This is a genomic window from Granulimonas faecalis, from assembly GCF_022834715.1.
In the GTDB taxonomy this organism is placed as follows: Bacteria; Actinomycetota; Coriobacteriia; order Coriobacteriales; family Atopobiaceae; genus Granulimonas; species Granulimonas faecalis.
This window is the reverse complement of the sequence record NZ_BQKC01000001.1, coordinates 1,545,368-1,566,970: the sequence shown is the minus strand read 5'-3', so window position 1 is coordinate 1,566,970 and position 21,603 is coordinate 1,545,368. Positions and strand designations below refer to the sequence as shown.

Sequence of the window (21,603 nt, the reverse complement as noted above, 5' to 3'; positions counted from 1 at the left end):
CCTACGGAGTCATGCCATGGCATTCGTGCACCTGCACAACCACACCGACTTCTCCATGCTCGACGGCGCCACGCGCGTCGAGGACATGGTCGCCCGGGCCGTCGAGCTCGGCATGCCCGCCGTGGCCATCACCGACCACGGCAACATGTGCGGCGTCCCGGCCCTCGCCCGGGCCACCGACGCCGTCAACCACGCGGAGCCCGACTACGACCAGTGGTTCCACGACAAGGACAACCTCGAGAAGGGCCGCCCCGTGGAGGAGCCCGACGCGTCCGACGAGCGCCGCCACGCCCAGTGGGAGGCCGACATGGCCTGCCACGAGGCCGGTCGCCCCCTGGACGAGGTCAAGCCCAAGCCCCGCGTGAAGCCCATCTTCGGCTGCGAGGTCTACTTCACGCCGGACTCCGAGCTCCGGCGCGACCGCAAGCCCGAGTACTACCACATGATCCTCCTGGCCAAGAACGAGACCGGCTACGTCAACCTCATGAAGATCGTGTCGGACGCCGCCACCCGGGGCTTCTACTACAAGCCCCGCGTCACGCTCGAGATGCTCCAGGAGCACTCCGAGGGCGTCATCTGCACCTCCGCCTGCGTGGCCGGCATCATCCCGCGCAACATCATGACCGGCAACCCCGGCGAGGCCCTGCGCTGGGCCAAGACCTTCAAGGAGACCTTCGCCCCCGGCGACTTCTACCTCGAGGTCCAGGAGCACGGGCTCGACTTCGAGGACCGCTTCCCCGGCTGGACCGACCGCCGCCTCACCGAGACGCTCCTGGAGATGGCCGCGGCCATCGGCGTCAAGGTGGTGGCCACCAACGACTTCCACTACCTCACCCGTACCGACGCCGCCATGCAGGACGTGGTGAGCTGCATCGGCATGGGCAAGACCCTCGACGACACCAACCGCATGCAGATGACGCAGAACCCGCCGGGGTCGGGTCAGGGCGAGTTTTACATGAAGAGCGAGGAGGAGATGCGCGCGCTCTTCGACTGGTGCCCCGAGGTCTGCGACAACACCCTCGAGATCGCCGACAAGTGCGACTTCGAGCTCGACTGGACCCACATGTACCTGCCCAAGTTCCCCGGCCTCGCCGAGGGGGAGACCTCCGAGGAGCGGTTCCGCAAGGAGTGCGAGGAGGGCCTTGCCAAGCGCTACGGCGACGACTGGCGCGAGCGCGAGATCGGCGGCGAGTCCATCCTCGAGCGCTTCGAGTACGAGTACAAGGTCATCTGCGAGAAGGGCTTCGCCGACTACTTCCTCATCGTGCAGGAGTACGTGCAGTGGGCCAAGGACCACGGCATCGGCGTGGGGCCGGGCCGCGGCAGCGCCGCCGGCGCCATCGTGGCCTACGCCATGAACATCACCACGTTCGACCCCCTGGAGAACGGCCTCATGTTCGAGCGCTTCCTCTCGCCGGAGCGCTCCGAGATGCCCGATATCGACATGGACTTCGACGACGAGCGGCGTCTGGAGGTCGTGCAGCACGTGCGCGAGCTCTACGGCCCCGAGCGCGTGTGCCACGTCATCACCTTCTCCACCATCAAGGCCAAGCAGGCCATCAACGACGCCAACCGCGTGCTGGGCAAGCCCGTCTACATGGGGCAGAAGCTCTCCAAGATGGTGTCGGGCGACCCCAAGGCCAAGCTCAAGATGGTGCTCGACAAGACCCCGGGCAAGGAGGACCTCTACAGCCCGGACTTCGCCGACGCCTACGGCCACGACCCGGAGTCCAAGGACATCATCGACACGGCCCTCTCCATCGAGGGCCTCACCCGAGGCGAGGGCGTCCACGCCTGCGCCGTGCTCATCGCCCCCACGCCGGTGAACGACCACGTGCCCACCAAGCTCGACACCAAGGGCGGGTTCGAGATCACCCAGTACGAGGGCCACGACGTGGCCGACATGGGCCTGCTCAAGATGGACTTCCTGGGCCTGCGCACCCTCACGGTCATCTCCAAGGCCCTCGCCAACATCCGCGCCAACCACGGTACCGCCGCCGACGCCGAGGCCGCCCCCGAGGCCGTGCGCGCCACCCTCAAGGAGGGGTCCACCGGCGTGGACATCGACGTCGACAAGATTCCCTTCGACGACCCGGCCATCTTCGACCTCATGGGCCGCGGCCACACCGCGGGCGTCTTCCAGGTGGAGTCCGGCGGCATGACCGCCACCATCAAGTCCATGCAGCCCAAGGAGTACCGCCAGGTGGTGGCCCTCATCGCCCTCTACCGCCCGGGCCCCCTGGGCGCCGGCATGGTGGACTCCTACATCAACCGCATGAACGGCCGCGAGCCCGTGGCCTTCTACGACGAGCGCCTGTCCGACATCCTGGACGAGACCTACGGCACCATGGTCTACCAGGAGCAGGTCATGAAGATCTCGGTCAAGATGAGCGGCTTCTCGGCCGGCGAGTCCGACAGCCGCATCCGCAAGCCCGTGGCCAAGAAGAAGATCAAGCTGCTTACGAGCACCGTCTTCCACTGGGACGACGGCGCCGATGAGACCACCTACGACCACTGGGTCAACGGCGCGGTCAAGAACGGCTACAAGCGCGAGGTGGCCCAGAAGATCTGGGACGACGTCCTCGAGTTCGCCTCCTACGCCTTCAACAAGAGCCACTCGGCCGGCTACGCCATCCTCGTCATGCAGACCGCCTGGCTCAAGGCCTACTACCCCCGCGAGTATATGGCGGCCGTGCTCACCAGCTACACCGGCAAGACCGAGAAGATCGTGCACTACATCGGCGCCTGCCGCCAGGAGGGCATCGACGTGCTGCCCCCCGATGTCAACGAGAGCGGCATCGAGTTCACCGCCGTGCCCGAGGGCATCCGCATCGGCCTCGCCGGCATCCGCGGCGTGGGCGAGGGGGCGGCCGAGCTCATCCTCAAGGAGCGCGCCGCGGGCGGCCCCTTCGCCACCATCCACGAGTTCTGCGATCGCGTGGACACCACGCAGGTGAACCGCCGCGTCATCGAGGCCCTCATCAAGGCCGGGGCCTTCGACTCCACGGGCTACACCCGCAAGCAGCTGGCCCACTTCGTCGACAAGGCCAACCCCGAGAACATCCTCGACGCCGCCGTGAAGCGCCAGAAGGACCGCGCCGCCGGTCAGGTCTCGTTCTTCGACATGTTCGCCGACGTCGCCGACTCCGGCTTCGCCTCCGACGTCCCCGAACCCGACGGTGAGGAGTGGGACCGCACGCTCAAGCTCTCCCAGGAGAAGGAGGTGCTGGGCATCTACGTGTCCGACCACCCCCTGCGTCCCTATGAGTACGCCCTCACCAAGGCCCGGAGCTACTCCATCGGCGAGGTGCTCAACGGCTACGAGCACACGGCCGACGACGGCGTCACCGAGATGCGCGCCGTTGACGACGAGCGCACCATCTGGCTCGCCGGCATGGCCTCGACGGTGCAGAAGCGCACCACCAAGAAGGGCGACCCCATGGCCATCGTCACCCTGGAGGACATGGAGAACAAGATCGACGTCGTGGTCTTTCCCAAGACCTACTCCAAGTGCGCGTCGCTCCTGTTCCCCGACGAGGACGGCGACATCTTCCTGCGCATCGAGGGCCGCGTGGACCGCTCCGACCGCGGCGACCAGTTCATGGCCCAGTCGGTGGAGCCGCTGCTGCTCGACGACGAGGCCAACCGCCCCAAGACCCTCGAGGTGCTCATGCCCGCGGAAGGGGTCACCAAGGAGTTCCTCTCGGCGCTCTCCCGCTCGGCGTCACGCCACGGCGGCCTCGACTCCCTGGAGCTCTACGTGGACGGTGGCGCGGGGCTCATGCGCCTCTCCATGCCCGTGACCGTGGACGCCCAGTCCGTGGTGCTCTACGCCGAGGTGGCGGCCCTCGTGGACGCCCAGGGCAAGGTGCAGGTGGCCTAGGCGCCGGCCCGCCGCGCCGCGGCTGAATCAGGGACCCCCATATGGGGAACCCACAAGAAGGAGTGCCGGCGGCCCCGCGCTGAGTGGGGCCGTCTTTTTTCACTGCTGCGACGGGAGCGGGGGACAGCGACATGGCCAAGGGCGGGATCGTTCCGGAGCGCGTGGGGATCGTGGGGCTCGTGGGGATCTCGGTCTCGGCCATGGTGGGGGGCGGGATCTACTCCCTGCCCGGCGCCGTGGCCGCCCATGCCTCGGCCGGGGCCACCCTCGTGGCGTGGCTGCTCACCGGTCTGGGCATGTGGTTCGTGGTGGGGACCTTCCGCATCCTCGCCCAGGTGCGTCCCGAGCTCACCAACGGCGTGTACGCCTACGCAGAACGGGGTTTCGGCAGGCTTGTCGGCTTTTTGGTGATGCTGGGCTACTGGTGCACGTCCTGCTGCGCCATGGCCACCTACGGGGTGCTGCTCATGGCAACCCTCTCGCCGTTGGTGCCCGCCTTCGGGGCCGGCAACACCGTGCCCGCCCTCCTGGGCGCCTCAGTGGTGGTGTGGTCGGTCTTCGCCCTCGCACGGCGCGGCGTGGAGCAGGCGTCGGTGCTCAACATCGTGGGCACCGTGGCCAAGTTCGTGCCCGTGGCGGTCTTCGTGGCGGTGTGCGCCGCCCATTTCGACCCCGCTGTCTTCTCCGGAGGCTTCTTCGGCTCGGCCCCGGCCGCCCCCGGTGGCACGGCCGACGGCCTCGCGGGCCAGGTGGCCGACGTGATGATGGTTACCCTGTGGGTGTTCATCGGCATCGAGGGGGCCGTGGTGGTCTCCGGCGACGCCACGAGCCAGAAGGCGGTGGGCAGGGCGGTCACCCTAGCCCTGGCCGTGGCCCTGGTCTTCTACGTCCTCGTGTCCACGGTGCCCTTCGGCGTCTTCTCCCAGGACGACATCGCCGCCATGGCCTCGCCCTCCACGGCCCAGATTCTCCTGGCGTTGGCGGGCGACTGGGGGAGGGTCCTCGTCTCGGTGGGCATCGTGGTGTCGATCCTGTCGTCGTGGCTCGTGTGGATGTGCATGCAGGGCCAGATGCCCACGTCGGCGGCGGCCGACGGCATCTTTCCGGCCCGCTTCACCTCCCGCAACCGCTTCGGCGCCCCGGGGCGCTCCCTTCTGGCCTGCGCCGCCCTCACCCAGCTCTTCCTGGTCCTCGCCTGCCTGCTGGGCTCTGAGGCGTGGGACACCATGGTCTCCATCACCTCGGTGATGACGGTGCCGGCCTACTTCTGCTGCTGCCTGTTCCTGGTCAAGGAGGCCGTGGTGGGGAGCGACTGGCAGGCCCCGGGGGTGCCGAGGCCCCGGGCCTTCCTCGTCGGCGCCGCCGGCTGCCTGTTCGGCGTGGTGCTGCTCGTCGCCGCGGGGGTGGAGAACCTCATGCTCGCAAGCATCGTCTTCGCCCTGGGCCTCCCGCTCTTCCTCGTGGGGCTGCGCCAGTCGGGGCGGGGCGTCCCGCTCAAGGCGTGGGAACGGGCGGCCATGGTGGCCATCGTGGCCGTGGCCGCGGCGTCGGTTCTGGGTTTCGCGTTGCAGGTCCTTGCTTGAGTCTTTGGGGGCACGGACAGAAAAGAAGGGCCTACCTCATTTTTTAGCTACGGGCACGCTTTCTCCACAACCGCTGTCCCTACAATGTATTTAATTTGACCGTCCGCAACTTTCAGGCCCGTGGCATACCGGGCCGAGGGGTTCGATTAAAAATAAGTATCTAAAATATATTAAATATAAGGTATGCATATATCGATGTTACGAGGGCATACCCGTGGTTTTTGAAAACAAAAAGGGGTACTACCCCCCTCTGAAAAGGTTCCGGCAACCAAGGGGGTCCCATGGGCGGTCTCACGGACAGGCAGCAGGCCATGATCGACGGGGCGTCGAGGGTCGACGTGGCGGGATGGCACCACGTGAAGGTGGCGGGTACGCCCTACGAGTGCGGGTTCCAGGAGGGCTACCTCCTGGCCGACGAGTACGCCGACGCCCTCCGTGTGTACGACTACATGACGCTGCAGACCTACGGCATGAGCTACCAGTGGTTCTGCGAGCAGGCCGTGCGCCTGCACAAGGATAAGATCCCCGAGCGCCTCATGGACGAGCTCCGCGGCATGGCCGACGGCCTCACGGCGGCCGGCGTCCCCTCCACGGTGGACGACCTCATTGGTTGGAACGCCTACTACGAGGTCACCGGGTACTGGTGGCCCCTCAACGCCGCCAAGGTGGTGGGGGCCATGCCCGAGAACATCATGACCCACAAAGCCTCTCACTGCTCGGCCATCGTGGCCACGGGCGGCGCCACCGCCGACGGTCGCCCCGTCATCGCCCACGAGTCGTTCGACGAGTTCTGGGCGGGCCAGTACTTCAACGTCTGCCTCGACGTCACGCCCGACGAGGGGCGCCGCTTCGTCATGCAGACCGTGCCGTGCTATGTGGACTCCATGACCGACTACTACGTCAACGATGCCGGCCTGGCCGTCACCGAGACCACCCTGGCCGGCTTCTCCGGCTACGACGAGGGCGGCATGCCCGAGTACGTGCGCGCCCGCAACGCCGTGCAGTTCGCCGACTCCATCGACGACTTCGTGCGCCTGATCGACGAGGGCAACAACGGCGGCTACGCCAACGCGTGGCTTGTCGCCGACACCAAGACCGGCGAGGTGGCCCGCTACGAGCAGGGCCTCAAGTTCCAGTCCCTCGACCGCACCCACGACGGCTGCTTCTTCGGCTGCAACGCGGTGTTCGACCCGCGCATCCGCAACCTCGAGTGCAAGGACAACGGCTTCAACGACCCGCGCCAGCAGACTGGCGCCCGGCGCCAACGCTGGATGGAGCTCATCGAGCGCCACTCCGGCTCCATCGACGTCGAGCTCGCCAAGAGGATGCTCGCCGACACCTACGACGTCTACACCGGCTACGACAACCCGTCGAGCCGCACCATCTGCAGCCACTACGACGTCGACCCGCAGTACTGGGCCGATGACCCGGCGGCCGTGTGGAACGTGCCTTTCTACCCGGCGGGATCGTGCGACGGCAAGGCGGCGGGCGCCGACGACATCGAGGCCATGCGCTTCTGGGGCCGCTACGGCCGCGCCGACGGCGTGGAGTTCGACGCCGACGAGTTCTTCGAGCATCACCCGCTCTGGCGCTGGCAGGAGGGCTACACCAAGAGCCGCCCCTCCCAGCCCTGGACCCTCTTCGAGTAGGGCCGGCACGGCGGTGCCCATAGAGACGTAAGGAAGACAGCGGCCGCCGGGGCGGCCACGACAGGAGACGAGGTAGACACCATGAAACTGAGCAAGGAATCCATCGCGAGGATGGCCGAGGCCTACAAGGGCGCCACGACCCAGCACGTCGCCGAGCGCGCGGTGACCAAGAACGGCATCCTCGCCGCGTCCGAGGACATCCAGGTGGCCAAGGGGCTCTCCAACCCGGCCTTCGCGTTCTCCATCGATGTGGACGACGAGGCTGTGGCCAACCAGAAACAGTCCGGCCGCTGCTGGATGTTCGCGTGCCTCAACTTCTGCCGCTTCCACGTGGAGAAGGAGCTTGACCTGCCCCGCGGCACCTTCGAGCTCTCCCAGGCCTACCTCGCCTTCTACAACAAGCTCGAGCGCTCCAACTGGTTCCTCGACCACATCGTGGCCACGGCCGACAAGGGTCTCGACGACCGCGAGGTCACGTGGCTCGTCAACGCCCCCATGCAGGACGGCGGCGACTGGGACATGGTCTGCGGCCTCATCGAGAAGTACGGCGTCGTGCCCCATGCCGCCATGGTCGAGACGGCCTGCACCAACGACACCGCCCAGATCAACACGGTCCTCTCGCACCTTTTGCGCCAGGACGCCCTCAAGCTCCGCTCCATGGTGAGGGAGGGCGCTGCAGACGCCGACGTCGAGGCCGCCGAGGAGGCCATGCTCACCGAGGTCTACCGCGTGCTGTGCGTGGCCTTCGGAGAGCCGCCCCAGAAGGTGGACTTCGAGTACACCGACTCCAAGAAGGAGTTCCACGGTGTCTACGGCCTCACGCCCCTCGAGTTCTACAGGCGCTACGTGGGCATCGACCTCGACGACTACGTGGGCGTCATCAACGTCCCCGGCGAGGGCAACCCCTACGGCCGCACCTACGCCATCGAGGACTCCGACCAGGTCCCCGAGCGCGAGAACCTCTACCTCAACGTCGACATGCCCACCCTCAAGGCCGCGGTCATCGACCAGCTCAAGGCCGGCGAGCCCGTGTGGTTCGGTTGCGACGTGCTTCAGCACTGCGACGAGCAGCTCGGCGTCATGAGCCCCGACCTCTACGACTTCGACGACCTCTTCGGCGTCGAGTTCTCCATGGACAAGGCCGAGCGCTTCGCCATGCACCAGAGCCTGCCCACCCACGCCATGATGATTGCCGGCGTGAACATCGTGGACGGCAAGCCCGACAAATGGAAGATCGAGAACTCCTGGGGCACCGAGGCCCACGGCAAGAAGGTGGGCCACAACGGCTACTACGTCTGCAGCGACGAGTGGTTCGACGAGTTCGTCTACGAGGTGGCCGTGAGGAGGTCGTTCCTCTCGCCCGAGCTGCAGAAGGCCCTCGAGGGCGAGCCGGTCGTGTGGCCCTTCTGGAACACCTTCAACCCGGTCACCAGCCTCTAGTTTTTGTCCTTAGGGGAGGGGCCGGGCCCCTCCCCCTTTCGATTTTTGAAAGGTCCTCCCATGTTTGGACATCACCACCTTGACAAGGTGAAGGGGCATGCCGACGCGGTGACCGCGGCCCCCAGGCCCGACAAGTCGGGCCAGTACATCTCGCTCATGGCCCTGGTCATGATGAATGTGACCATCATCGGCTCCGTGGCCAACGACGTGCAGCAGGCCTACTACGGCCTCTCCTCCATCACGCTCTTCGTCATCGGCGCCATCGTCTTCTTCCTGCCCACCGGCCTCGTGGCGGCCGAGCTTGCCAGCGGCTGGTCCCAGCGCGGCGGCATCTTCCGGTGGGTCGGCGAGGCCATGGGCCCCGGCCTGGCCTTCACGTGCCTTTTGGTCCTCTGGTTCCAGACCTCCATCAACTTCGGTTCCGGTGTCGCCACCGCCTCCACCACAATCGGCTTCTTCACGCCCGACTGGGACTGGGCCGTCGACTTCATGAACCACCCCCAGAACCAGCTCCTCATCATGGTGGCCTGGCTTGCCTACTACTGGATTCTTACGTGGGTCTCCACCAAGGGCGTCAAGGCCTTTGCGCGCATCACCAAGTACGGCGTCCTCATCGGCACGTTCATCCCGCTGGCCTTCATGATCGTCATGTGCGTGGTCTGGCTTGCCCAGGGCAACAAGCCCAATGTGACCGTGACCCCCGAGGCGTTCAACCCGTTCTCCGGAGGCTTCAAGCTGGCCACGCTCTCCCTGGCCGCCGGCGTGTTCTTCTCCTTTGCGGGCATCGACATGAACGCCGCCCACATCAAGCAGCTCAAGAGCCCCCAGAAGGAGTTCCCCGCCTCGATCTTCATCTGCATGATCTTGACGCTCGTCATCTTCATCGCCGGCACGTTGGTCATCGCCATCGTGACGCCTGAGAGCCAGATGAACCTCGTCTACGGCCTCAATCAGACCTATAAGATCTTAGGAGAGTGCTTCGGCGCCCCGTGGATCTACGTGGTGTTCGTGTGGGCGGGCCTCGGCGCCGGCATGGCGTCGCTCGTCACCAACATGGCCGGCCCCTCCTACATGCTCGGCCAGGCCGGCCGCTCCGGCTTTTTGCCCCGCCAGCTCCAGAGCAACAACAAGCACGGCATGCCGAGCCGCCTCATGTACCTGCAGATGGCCTTCATGACCGTCGTGGCCTTCCTGTGCTTCCTCATCCCCAACATCGAGGGCTTCGTGATCTTGATCACCCAGGCCATCACCATCCTCTACATGCTCTACTACGTGCTCATGTTCGTGTCGTTCCTCAAGCTCCGCCACGACCAGCCCAACCGTCCCCGCAGCTTCAAGGTGCCCGGCGGCAAGGTGGGCGCCTGGGTGGTGGCTTGCCTCGGCCTGGCCTCCTGCCTCTTCGGCATCGTGCTCGCCATCATCCCTCCCGCCCAGGTGGCCCAGGAGGTGGGCAGCCCCGTCACCTATGTGGTGGTGATCGCCGTGATCATCGCCGTGGTCCTCGGCATCTCCTTCCTGCTCTACCAGGTCTCCCGCAAGCACGACTGGGCCGACCCCGCCAACCAGTTCGCCCCGTTCACCTGGCAGGTCGAGGGCCTGAAGAAACCGGCCCCGGTTGCCTCCAACGTCCCCACCTCGCTGCTCTCCGAAGGCCAGAACCCCATGGGCCTGCCTATCAAGCGCCTGTGGGACCCCAACGAGAAGCTGCCTGAGGACGCCATCAAGCAGGCCGAGGCCACCGGCACGCTTCCGGCCGACGACCCCGCCGCCATCAACCACCCCGTGAAGCCCGCCATCGACGCGGCCGGCGGCGTGAGCCCCGCCATCCCCTTGAGCCAGCCGCCCCAGATCTCCCGCGCGGCCAAGATCGGCACGTCTGCCGATGCGGGCCTCAAGCACCCCTCGACCCCCTCGGCCGACGTGGCAGTGAGGCAGGCCCCCGACGTCCCCGCCGCGCCCGCGGCGATGGTGGCCGCCGAGAAGGTCCCGGCCGACCCCGCTGCCGACGCCCGGGCCGCCACCGCTGCGGAGCAGGCCGACGAGCGGGCCCTCGCCGACGCGGAGGCCGCCGTGGCCCGCGAGCAGGTGCGCATCCAGGCCGAGGAGAACCGCATCGCGGCCGACTCCGCCCTCGCCGGCGCCCAGCGCGCCGCCCGGGAGGCCTTGGCCGCGGAGCAGGAGGCCGCCAAGGACGCCGCTGTCGGGGACGCCGGTGCCGCCAAGCCCGTGCCCAAACACGCCGCCGCTGCAGGCGGGGGCGACGCACCTGCCCACGACGCTCCCGCGGCCAAGCACGCCGTCGCGGCAGACGAGGGCGACGCCCCCAAGGCGTAGCCCAACGCCCCCGTGGGTAGATAGGAAACACCTCGGCGCCGGTCGGACCAGTCCCGGCCGGCGCCTTTCCGGACCAGACAAGAAAGCAGGCTGAAATGGCCCAGAGCACCCAGGAGGAGAGAGCGTCCGCCACGACCGTCGCGGTCCCGGGCGAGCGTGGTCTCAGGTACCACTACGACCCCGAGACCCAGGGCGGCATGGCCCCTGTGACGCCGGAGAAGAAGATACCGGCGCCCAAGAAGCTGGGCATCAAGGACATGGTGTCCTACGGCATGATCATGATGGTGCCCATCGCGCCCTTCGCCCTCTACGCCTCCATCTTCCAGACTTCCAACGGCATGCCCGCCCTGTCCTACCTCATCGGCGCCGTGGGCATGCTCTTCACGGTCTTCTCCTTCGGCGTGATGATCCCGCTGTTCCCGTCGTCGGGCTCCATCTACACCTATGCCAGCCAGACCATCTCGCCCGCCGTGGGCTTCGTCGCGGGCTGGCTCATGCTCCTGCAGTACCTCATCACGCCCGACCTCATGTTCATCCAGGCCGGCCAGGCGCTGAACCAGTACCTCCCCCAGGTGCCGGTGTGGGCCTGGTGCCTCATCTTCCTCACGTTCGTTACGTGCCTGTCCATCCGAAGCCTCGGCAACGCCATCAAGGTCGAGAAGGTCGCCCTGGTCTGCGAGATCGTGGTCTTCGCCATGTTCATCGTCTTCGGCGTCGCCTACATCCTCGGGCACCCCTCCACGAGCGGCTTCACCCTCACGGCGTTCGTCGACCCGTCCAAGATCGAGCCCAAGAGCCTCATGGGCTCCGTCTCCCTCGGCGCCATGTCGTTCGTGGGCTTCGGCTGCGTGGCGACCCTCACCGAGGAGGCCAAGGACCCCAAGAAGGGGCCGGCCAAGTCCATGCTCGTCATCGTGGTCATCCTCGCCTGCATGTTCGTGGGCATGTGCTACGTGGCCACCTGCGTCGACCCCACCGGCTCCATCATGGCCGGCCACGCCGACACCGGCTTCTACCTGCTCGCGGGTACCGTTGGCGGCCCCTGGTTCGGCGTGGTCTGCGCCGTCGCCAACGCCATCGCCCTCGGCGCCTTCACCGGCCTCACCGCCACCACCTCCATCTCGCGCGTGCTGTACGTCATGAGCCGCTCGGGCGCCCTGCCCAAGGAACTCGGCATCATGGACAAGAAGACCGGCGTGCCCCAGGTGGCCACGCTCTTCGTGTGCGCCCTGTCCCTTGTCATGCTGCTGTTCCTCATCCCGCTCGGCATGACCCAGGTGGCCAAGCTCAGCAACTTCGGCGCCCTGTCCACCTATTGCCTGCTCAACATCTGCGTCATCTGGTACGCCCTCGGCCGCAAGAAGGTCAAGCTGCCCTTCTTGCGGTCCGCCGTGCTGCCTGTCCTCGGCGCCTTGGTCACCGGTGCCATCCTGTTCTCCATCGACCCCCAGATTCTCTTCATGGGTTGGGGCTGGGTGCTCCTCGGCGTCATCTACTACCTGGTCCAGACTCGTGTGTTCAAGCACGAGATCGACTTCGGCTGATCCGTGGGTGGGAGAGGCGCTGCCGCAGGCGCGGCTCCGGCGGGCGGCACGCCCACCCGCCGCATAGGCTTCTTCGGCTTGGTGTGCCTGGTGGTCTCGGCCATGCTCGGGGGAGGGGTCTACAACCTCCCCAAGTCCGTGGCCGAGACCTCCGGCCCTGCCGCCGTCGCCCTCGCCTGGGTCGTCACCGGCGTGGGAATGGTCTTCGTCGTCAACACGTTCCGCGTGCTGTCGCTCCAGCAGCCCGAGCTCAAGAACGGCATCTACACCTACGCCGAGCGGGGCTTCGGCCCGCTGGCGGGCTACCTCGTGGCCTACGGCTACTGGGTCTGCAATATCTTCGCCATGGTGGCCTACGGCGTGCTGCTGCCGGCCACCCTCGACGCCGTCTTCCTGGGCGTGTTCGGCGACGGCAGCAACTGGGCGTCCGTGGCCCTCTCCTCGTGCGTCACGTGGGCGATGTTCCTCCTCGCGCGTCGCGGCGCCGAGAGCTCGGCCGCCATCAACGTCGTGGGCACCGTCTGCAAGGTGGTGCCCATCGTGCTGTTCGCCTGCCTGTTGGCGTCGCGGTTCTCCCTCGCCTTCGTGGGGGAGCACCTGGCCGGTTCGGCCGGCCTCGCGGGCCTGGAGCCAGCGGCCTTCTTAGGCCAGGTCGGCGACACCATGACGGTGACGCTGTTCCTCTTCATCGGCGTCGAGGGCGCGGTCGTCGTGTCGGGGGAGGCCAAGAGCGCCAAGGCCGTCTCCGCGGCCACGGTGGCCGGCTACGTCGTGGTGCTCGTGCTCTACGTGCTTGTGTCGCTCCTGCCCTTCGGCTGCCTCACGCAGGACCAGGTCGCCGCCGCCGCGAGCCCCTCCATGGCCTCCATCCTCGACGCCCTCGGGATGGGGTGGGCCTCCGCCGTGGTGAAGGCGGGCGTCGTGGTGTCGCTCCTCTCGGCGTGGCTCGTGTGGACTGTGATGCTCGGGCAGATGCCGCTGTTCGCCGCCCGCGACCACGTGTTCCCCGCCGCCTTCGCACGGGAGAACCGGTTCGGCGCCCCCACCTTCTCGCTCTTTGTGACCTGCGTCCTGATCCAGTGCATGCTCGTGGCCGCCCACTTCCTCTCGGGGGCCGCGTGGTCGGCCATGGTCAACATCACGGCAGTCATGGCCATGCCCTGTTACCTCGTGTGCTGCCTGTTCCTCCTCAAGCTGGCGCTCCGGGGCCCCTGGGGAGGCGTCACCGGGCGCCGCTCGGGACTCGTCACGGGCGCCCTCGGATCGCTTTTCTCCGCATACCTCGTGCTAGAGGCCGGTGTGCAGCTCCTTGCCGTGGCCTGTATCCTCTATGCGGCGGGGCTCCCGGTGTATCTCTGGGCGCGCCGGGGCGAGCGGCTGCCGCGCGGCGAGCAGGTGCTCGCGCTCTGCGTGCTCGCGGCTGCCGTGGCGGGCGTCGTGCTCATCGTCCCGTGACGCCGGCGCCGCCCGGTTCGCCGGGGGAGGGTTTGGATTTCTTCTGGGCGTTCCCGCGCGGCGCATGGGCGGTGCGCCCGGTGGTAGACAGTCAAGGATCGTGGGGGCCGGACCGGCTCCCGACAGACGAAAGGACCCAACCATGGCAGACATCAAGTTCTGGCGCTGCAACCACTGCGGCAACATCTTCTACACCGTGCAGGACGGCGGCGTGACGCCGGTGTGCTGCGGGGAGCCCATGGAGCTCCTCGTCGCCGACTCCACCGACGCCGCCACCGAGAAGCACGTCCCCGTCGTCACCCGCGACGGCGACGACATCGTGGTGCACATCGGCTCCGCCGACCACCCCATGCTCGACGCCCACTACATCCAGTGGGCCGCCGTCGTGGATCCCGAGGGCAACGTCATGATCAAGTACCTCAAGCCCGGCGAGGCCCCCGAGCTCACCTTCAACGGCAAGGGCATCGAGCACGGCACCGCCTACGAGTACTGCAACCTCCACGGCCTGTGGAAGCGGGAGTTCTAGGCCGCGCCCCTTTCCGGAGCGCATGACGTGACAGAGGTGCCTGGCCCATCTGTCACTTCCTCTATTGCGATTGTGATGGGAGGCCCCGGCGAGTGCGTCGCCGGGGCCTCCCTGCCTGACGGGGGCCTGTGACGGGGTCGTGGCCTGCGGCGGGGTTGTCTCCGGGGCCGCGTGGCAGAGGCGCGTGACAGAGGCGCGTGACAGAGGTGCCTGGCCCATCTGTCACGTGACAGAGGTGCCTGGCCCATCTGTCACTTATCCTATTGCGATTGTGATGTTTGGTCGCGGCGGCGACCGTGACCCGAGGCGGGGCGTCTCCGCAACGGCACCCTGCCCGTCGGGGGCGGTCGCGGCGGTGCCGTGCAGGGCCGCCCCGCAACGCCCCTCTGGCGCGGGCCCGCGTTGCCGTGCGCCCTCCGGCGCCTCTCTGCCGCAAAGGGGCCTTGGAGGGCGGGTTACGGCACGCAAAGGCGCCCCGGTGCGCGACCCGCCGCCCCGTTGCAGGGCGCCCCTACAGGGCGTCCCCGCCGCACGCAACCCCTACAGGGCGGCCCCGCCGCACGCCGCCGCGGCCTCGGACCGGGGCGGCCCCGCACCGCCGGCGAGGTGGGACAGAAGTGTCCGACCATTGGGACAAAAGTGTCCGGGTGGTGGGACAGTGGCGGGTGCTGCCCGCAGCGGTGGATACGTCTATGTATGGCGGGACCTCCTCAATTCCATTGGGCGCTATCACGCGGTTTGTGCCCGTGGGGTATGCTTGGGGCCAAGGGAGAGGGAGGCTTTCCATGAAGATTGCCATTGCCCAGATGAACGCGACCATGGGCGCCTTCGAGGACACGGTCGAGAGGATTCTCGCCCACGACCGCGCCTTCGTGCGCCAGGGGGCCGACCTCGCCGTGTACCCGGCCTGCGTGCTCACCGGTTACGACCCCCAGACCCTGCTCAACGCCGAGGGCTTCCAGGCGGACGTCGCCGCGGCCCTCGACAGCCTCGCCGACGGCTGCTCCGTGCCGTCGCTCGTGCCCTTCGTCTTCGAGTTCGCCGGCGCCCCGGTGCCCGAGGTCGCCTACATCCACGAGGGTCGCATCGTGCCCCTGCGCATGGCCTCCTACCTGGCCAACGTCAACGCCCGCGGCTCCATGCCCGTGGAGGAGCCCGCCGTGCAGTTCCAGCTTGGCGACACGGACTTCGGCGTGGCCTTCGACTTCGCGGGACTGGACGTCTACTCCCAGGGGGTCGAGAACGCCGATGTCATCGTCTACCTGCCCTTCGAGGGTTACAACACGGACGACGAGGCCACGTCCATGGCCAGCTCGGTGGGCGACGGCTTCTACCTTCAGGACGCCACGCGCGCCAACAGCTGGCTCGTGGCCGTGAACTCCGTGGGCGCCCAGGACGAGATGGCCTACGCCGGCGGCTCGTTCATCCTCGCGCCGTGGGGCGAGCTCGCCTGCGTGCTGCCCGCCTTCGAGGAGGCCGCTGCCGTCACCGAGGTCGAGCCCCTCGCCGAGGGCCCGCTCGAGGACCCGGTGGCGCCGCCCTCGTACCACCGCATGCGCTCACTCTGGAGCGCCCTCACGGTGACCCTCCGCGACTTCGTGGACAAGCAGGGGTGGGACGGCGTGTGGCTGCCCATGACGGGCGACCTCCTCTCCTGCGCCCTCGCTGCGCTCTCCGTGGACGCCCTCGGCCCCACCCGGGTGCACGGGCTCATCGTACCGGCCATGGGCGGGGACGCTGTGGCCGATGCCCGCCGGCTGGCCTCCAACCTGCGCATCGGCTGCGAGGAGGTGCCCGCGGAGACCCTCTCGGCCGTGGGGGAGCTCCTCGGCGACGCCTCGCCGTCGCTCTGGTGCCGGTTCGCCCGCGCCGTCGCCCCGCGCATCTTTCCCGACGAGCGCCTCCTGCCGCTCACCTCAGTGGACAAGACCGCCCTCGCCCTGGGTCAGGACCCCGACGACTACCACGGAGCCCTGTTCGCGCCCTTCTCGGACGTCTACCGCACCGACCTCACCGCTCTCGTGTCCGACCGTAACCTCAAGAGCCCGGTGGTGCCCCGCACCGTTCAGGCGCGCCTCGAGGTGCCCGTCGGCATCGTGGCCCTGCCGCGCCTGCGCTCCAAGGCCCGCTCGCTGTCGGACATAGACTCCCTGCTGCTCAGGGTCATCGAGCGCGGCGAGTCGCTCACGGACCTCGTGCGCGCGGGGACGCCCCCCGACGAGGCCCGCGCCGTCCTCTCGCGCGTCATCGCCTCGGAGCTTGGGCGCCGTACCTGCCCCGTGGGCCCCGTGCTGTCGGACCGCTCCCTCGTGGAGCACCGGATGCCGCTCTCGTGCCACTGGGACGACCGCGTGCGCACCGACGAGGAGCTCGACGGCGTCTTCTCCGACGACGGCGAGCCGACGGACGACGTGGCGGAGCTCATCGGGCGGTTCCAGGCCATCGCCGGTGTGGAGGCCTCGGTGCCCGACCCGGCGGAGGCCGCCATGCCCACCGACATCCGCGGCTACCTGCGCGACTTCGCCCTCGGCGGGGGCCTCTCCACCGACGGCGACGACATCTGGGGATCGGGCCTCTTCTCCAAGAACTGAGCGCCGCCGCGCTCCCCGTGCTACACTGGTGGCTCTGTAGAACGTCTGTTCGCGGGAGGCGCGGTGGTCATTCTGGGCATAGATCCGGGCCTGGCCCACACGGGCTGGGGCGTCGTGGAGACCCGCGGCACCCTCTGCCGCGCCCGCGCCTACGGCTGCGTCGCCACCAAGGCCCACGACCCGCTGCCCGAGCGCCTTGGCGCCATCCACAGAGAGCTCGCCCAGGTGATAGAGCGGTTCCATCCCACGGACGTCGCCATCGAGCAGATCTTCTTCGGCCAGAACACCAAGAGCGCTATCGCCACGGCCCATGCCCGAGGGGCCGCCCTCGTGGCCTGCGCCACCGCCGGCTGCGCCATCGGCGAGTACACCCCCATGCAGATCAAGCAGGCCGTGGCCGGCACGGGCGCGGCCGACAAGCACCAGGTGACCTACATGGTGCGCACGGTGCTCGCCCTGGACCACGACCCCAAACCGGACCACTGCGCCGACGCCCTCGCCGCCGCCGTGTGCCACGCCCACCTGGAGCGCACGCTCGCCAAGGCCCGCGTGGCCGTCCCCCGATAGGAGGCCCCATTTGATCGCACAGCTCACCGGCACCGTCGTCGATGCCTCGCAGCCGGGCGCCGTCGTGCTCGACGTGCGCGGCGTGGGCTACGAGCTCGGCGTCTCCCGCACCACGGCGGCCGACCTCCCGGCCCCGGGCACGCCGGGCGTCACACTCCTCACCCGGCTCAGGGTGAGCGAGAACGCCGTGGCGCTGTTCGGCTTCTCCACCCGCGAGGAGCGGGCCGTGTTCGACCGCCTGGTGCAGATCCCCAAGGTGGGCCCGGCCCTGGCGCTCAAGATCCTCTCGTCGTTCACGCCCCGGCAGCTCGCCGAGGTGGTGGCGTGCCAGGACGTGGGCCGTATGACGGCGGTGCCGGGCGTGGGCAAGAAGTCCGCGCCCCGGCTCTTGCTCGACCTCGCCCAGGCCTTCTCCAAGGACCCCGAGCTCAAGGCCATCGCCTCCGCCGCCGCGCCCCTCGACCTCGTGGGCGCGGGTCCGGCGCCCACGGGCGGCCCCTCCGTGGTCGAGGAGGCTACGGCAGCGCTCCTCGCCATGGGCCTCACGCCCCAAGAGGCGGAGGTCGTCTTCGAGGGCCTGCCCGACGACGCCACCGTCGAGCAGGCGGTGCGCTACGCCCTCAAGCGCATCGGGGGCCGCCCGTGATGTGGGAGGCCGAGGCCGGCAGGGACCTCTTCGCGGACGGCGCCGGCAACCACGTGACGGGCCAGCGGCGTCCGGTGTCGGCGGACCTCGCGGTCGAGGACCTCGACATCGAGCGCGGCCTCAGGCCCCAGACGCTTGAGGACTACTGCGGCCAGAGCCGCGTGAAGGAGAACCTCCGGGTGCTCATCGACGCCGCGTCCTCGCGCAACGAGCCTTTGGACCACGTGCTCTTCTCGGGCCCGCCGGGCCTGGGCAAGACCACGCTGGCGGCCGTCGTGGCCAACGAGATGGGCGGCACGCTGCACACCACGTCGGGTCCGGCTATCACGCGCCCCGTGGAGCTCTCGGCCACCCTCACCAACCTCGGCGAGGGCGACGTCCTCTTCATCGACGAGATCCACCGCCTCAGCCGCAACGTGGAGGAGATCCTCTACTCGGCCATGGAGGACTTCTTCCTGGACATCATCATGGGCGACGGCCCCGGCGCCCGCTCCATGCGGTTCGAGATCCCGCCGTTCACGCTCGTGGGCGCCACCACGCGCACGGGCCTGCTCACGGGTCCGCTGCGGGACCGCTTCGGCATCTCGTACCGGCTCGACTACTACACGGTGGAGGAGCTCACCCAGATCGTGCTGCGATCCGCGGGTATCCTGGGCGTGGACATCGACCTCCCGGGCGCCCAGGAGGTGGCCAGCCGGAGCCGCGGCACGCCGCGCCTGGCCAACCGCCTCCTCAAGCGCGTGCGCGACTACGCCCAGGTGCGCGCCCAGGGCACGGTCACGTGGCAGGTGGCCGCCGAGGCCCTGGCGTTCTTCGAGATAGACGAGCTGGGGCTCGACTGGATGGACACCAAGATCCTGCGTGCCCTGGCCGAGACGTTCCGCGGCCGCGCCGTGGGGCTGTCCACCCTGGCGAGCGCGGTGGGGGAGGACCCCTCCACCATCGAGGAGGTCTACGAGCCGTTCCTGCTCCAGCAGGGGCTCATGGTCCGCACGCCCCAGGGGCGCCAGGCGACCCTGGCCGCCTTCGAGCACCTGTCGGTCGCACCGCCGGTTTCCTGAAATGGAACCGGTGTAGGATAGGAGAACCATGCTGCAGAGAGACTACCTGGCCAAGGTCATAGAGTCGTTCACCAAGCGCACGTCGGAGACGCTGCGCGACGCCGTCGTGCTGCGCTCCGCCGAAGGGGTGTCGGAGACCGAGGACGCCCTCGGCGAGCTCATGGAGCTCGACCCGGCGATGTTCCTCTCCCTCGCACCTGACTCCATGGTCACCATGATGCGGCTCGGGGGCAACGGCGAGGCCGTGGGCGACTTCGTGGCCTACGTCCTCAACGCGCTGGCCGACGCCTCGCTCATCTCGGGCGACCGCGACACCGCGCGCCTCCGCCGCGACCAGGCCCGCGCCGTGGCCCTGGCCTTCGGCGTGAGCCGCGACGTCGTGCCCGAGCAGTACGTCGAGGTCGACCGCGACATCCAACGGGCGCGCAGCGAGGCCGGCATCGGCTAGGTCGCACGGAGCATGGGGGCTCACCGTTCGCACGACGAGATGGGAGAGACATGCCTTCTGACATCGAGATCGCCCAGGCGGCCAACCCCGAACCCATAGCCGGTGTTGCCGCACGGCTCGGGATCCCCGAAGAGGACCTCGTCCCCTACGGCCGCGACAAGGCCAAGGTGGATATCGGGGTCCTGCGCGAGGGGGGCGGCCACCGGGCCAAGCTCGTCCTCGTGACCGCCATCAACCCCACGCCGGCCGGCGAGGGCAAGACCACCACCACCATCGGCCTGGCCGACGCCATGCGGCGCCTCGGGACCAACGCCGTGGTGGCCCTGCGCGAGCCGTCCCTGGGGCCGGTCTTCGGCATCAAGGGCGGGGCGGCCGGCGGCGGCTACGCCCAGGTGGTGCCCATGGAGGACATCAACCTCCACTTCACGGGCGACTTCCACGCCATCGGCGCGGCCAACAACCTCCTGGCCGCCATGGTCGACAACCACATCAAGCAGGGCAACGAGCTCGGCATCGACCCGCGTCGCATCACCTGGCGCCGCTGCGTGGACATGAACGACCGCCAGCTCCGCAACGTCGTGGATGGCCTGGGCGGCGTGGCCGACGGCATGCCCCGCCAGGACGGCTTCGACATCACGGTGGCCTCTGAGGTCATGGCCGTGCTGTGCCTGTCCTCCTCCATCACCGACCTCAAGGAGCGCCTCGCGCGCATCGTCGTGGGCTACACCTTCGACCGCGAGCCGGTGCGGGCCGGCGACCTCCACGCCCAGGGGGCCATGTGCGCCCTGCTCAAGGATGCCCTCATGCCCAACCTCGTGCAGACCCTCGAGGGCACCCCGGCCTTCGTGCACGGCGGCCCCTTCGCCAACATCGCCCACGGCTGCAACTCGGTCATGGCCACGCGCATGGCGATGCACTACGGCGACGTCGCCATCACCGAGGCGGGCTTCGGCGCGGACCTCGGCGCCGAGAAGTTCTGCGACATCACCTGCCGCATGGGCGGCTTCGCCCCCGACGCGGTGGTCGTGGTGGCTACGGTCCGCGCCCTCAAGTACAACGGCGGCCAGCCAAAGGCCGACCTCGCCACCGAGGACCTCGGCGCCCTGGCCCAGGGCATGCCCAACCTCCTGCGCCACGTCTCCAACATGCGCGATGTCTACGGGCTGCCCTGCGTGGTGGCGGTCAACCGGTTCCCCACGGACACCGAGGCCGAGCTCGCCCTCGTGGAGGAGGCCTGCCGCAAGGAGGGTGTGGACGTGCGCCTCTCCGAGGTGTGGGCCAAGGGCGGCGAGGGCGGCCTCGAGCTCGCCCGCGAGGTCCTGCGCTTGGTGGGGGAGCCCAACGACTTCGACTACGCCTACCCCAGCGGCACGCCCGTGCGCCGTGCCGTGGAGGCCGTGGCCAGGCGCGTCTACCGCGCCGACGGCGTCGACTTCACGCCCCAGGCCCTCCGGCAGCTCGCCGAGCTCGAGCGCAACGGCTTCGGGAACCTGCCGGTGTGCATCGCCAAGACGCAGTACTCCTTCACGGACGACCAGGCCAGGCTGGGCGCCCCCGAGGGGTTCCGCATCACGGTCCGCGAGGTCAAGGTGGACGCCGGCGCCGGGTTCGCGGTGGTGCTCACGGGCGCCATCATGACCATGCCAGGCCTGCCCCGGCACCCGGCGGCGGAGTCCATCGACGTAGACGAGACGGGGCGCATCACCGGTCTCTTCTAGGCTTCCCATCGATGCCTGTCGTTGGGTTGTCAAGGTGTTTTTCAGTGAAGATGTGACGGAGGCGGGGTCGGGCACGGTGTCGGTCCCGCCTTCTGCCCGGGGCGGTATCCCCAGTTCAGCGGCCCGTCCCGTGCGTCTCGGGCCCCGGCGCGCAAAAA

14 protein-coding genes are annotated in these 21,603 nt (G+C 68.6%); all 14 read left to right on the top strand.

Going from position 1 to position 21,603, the window contains the following annotated elements; all coding sequences use genetic code 11:
• Positions 1–16: 16 nt before the first annotated feature.
• A complete protein-coding gene (gene dnaE / locus OR600_RS07115) occupies positions 17–3,883 on the top strand; it encodes a DNA polymerase III subunit alpha (protein ID WP_251173109.1) in 3,867 nt (1,288 codons plus the stop codon).
• Positions 3,884–4,014: 131 nt separating this feature from the next.
• Positions 4,015–5,466: an amino acid permease gene (locus tag OR600_RS07110; protein ID WP_251164094.1), complete on the top strand. Its 1,452-nt coding sequence runs from the start codon at positions 4,015–4,017 to the stop codon at positions 5,464–5,466.
• A gap of 281 nt (positions 5,467–5,747) precedes the next feature.
• A complete protein-coding gene (locus tag OR600_RS07105; protein ID WP_251173111.1) occupies positions 5,748–7,115 on the top strand; it encodes a C45 family autoproteolytic acyltransferase/hydrolase in 1,368 nt (455 codons plus the stop codon).
• An 81-nt stretch (positions 7,116–7,196) separates the two neighbouring features.
• Complete coding sequence (locus OR600_RS07100) at positions 7,197–8,555, top strand: C1 family peptidase (protein WP_265590907.1); 1,359 nt, start codon at positions 7,197–7,199, stop codon at positions 8,553–8,555.
• Between the two features lie 60 nt (positions 8,556–8,615).
• Positions 8,616–10,889 carry an APC family permease gene (locus OR600_RS07095; protein WP_251173113.1) on the top strand — a complete coding sequence of 758 codons (2,274 nt, stop codon included), beginning with the start codon at positions 8,616–8,618 and terminating at the stop codon, positions 10,887–10,889.
• A gap of 95 nt (positions 10,890–10,984) precedes the next feature.
• Positions 10,985–12,433 (top strand): APC family permease, encoded by a 1,449-nt coding sequence (locus OR600_RS07090; protein ID WP_135978770.1) that lies wholly within the window; start codon positions 10,985–10,987, stop codon positions 12,431–12,433.
• Positions 12,434–12,436: 3 nt separating this feature from the next.
• The gene (locus tag OR600_RS07085; protein WP_204407781.1) at positions 12,437–13,888 is read left to right on the top strand and encodes an amino acid permease; all 1,452 of its coding nucleotides are present in this window, start codon (positions 12,437–12,439) and stop codon (positions 13,886–13,888) included.
• Between the two features lie 142 nt (positions 13,889–14,030).
• Positions 14,031–14,414 (top strand): desulfoferrodoxin family protein, encoded by a 384-nt coding sequence (locus OR600_RS07080; protein WP_204407779.1) that lies wholly within the window; start codon positions 14,031–14,033, stop codon positions 14,412–14,414.
• A 785-nt stretch (positions 14,415–15,199) separates the two neighbouring features.
• Positions 15,200–17,005, top strand: a complete 1,806-nt coding sequence (locus tag OR600_RS07075) for an NAD(+) synthetase (protein ID WP_265590906.1) — start codon at positions 15,200–15,202, stop codon at positions 17,003–17,005.
• 63 nt (positions 17,006–17,068) lie between these two features.
• Complete coding sequence (ruvC, locus tag OR600_RS07070) at positions 17,069–17,572, top strand: crossover junction endodeoxyribonuclease RuvC (protein WP_135978773.1); 504 nt, start codon at positions 17,069–17,071, stop codon at positions 17,570–17,572.
• A gap of 10 nt (positions 17,573–17,582) precedes the next feature.
• Entirely contained in the window at positions 17,583–18,218 is a 636-nt protein-coding gene (gene ruvA, locus OR600_RS07065; protein ID WP_135978774.1) for a Holliday junction branch migration protein RuvA, read from the top strand.
• Positions 18,218–19,279, top strand: coding sequence for a Holliday junction branch migration DNA helicase RuvB (gene ruvB, locus OR600_RS07060; RefSeq protein WP_135978813.1), 1,062 nt, complete (start codon positions 18,218–18,220; stop codon positions 19,277–19,279). The genes ruvA and ruvB overlap by 1 nt, the downstream gene beginning before the upstream one ends.
• Positions 19,280–19,307: 28 nt before the next feature.
• Positions 19,308–19,727, top strand: a complete 420-nt coding sequence (locus OR600_RS07055; RefSeq protein ID WP_135978775.1) for a hypothetical protein — start codon at positions 19,308–19,310, stop codon at positions 19,725–19,727.
• A gap of 50 nt (positions 19,728–19,777) precedes the next feature.
• Positions 19,778–21,445: a formate--tetrahydrofolate ligase gene (locus OR600_RS07050; protein ID WP_204407376.1), complete on the top strand. Its 1,668-nt coding sequence runs from the start codon at positions 19,778–19,780 to the stop codon at positions 21,443–21,445.
• The last annotated feature ends 158 nt before the right edge of the window (positions 21,446–21,603 follow it).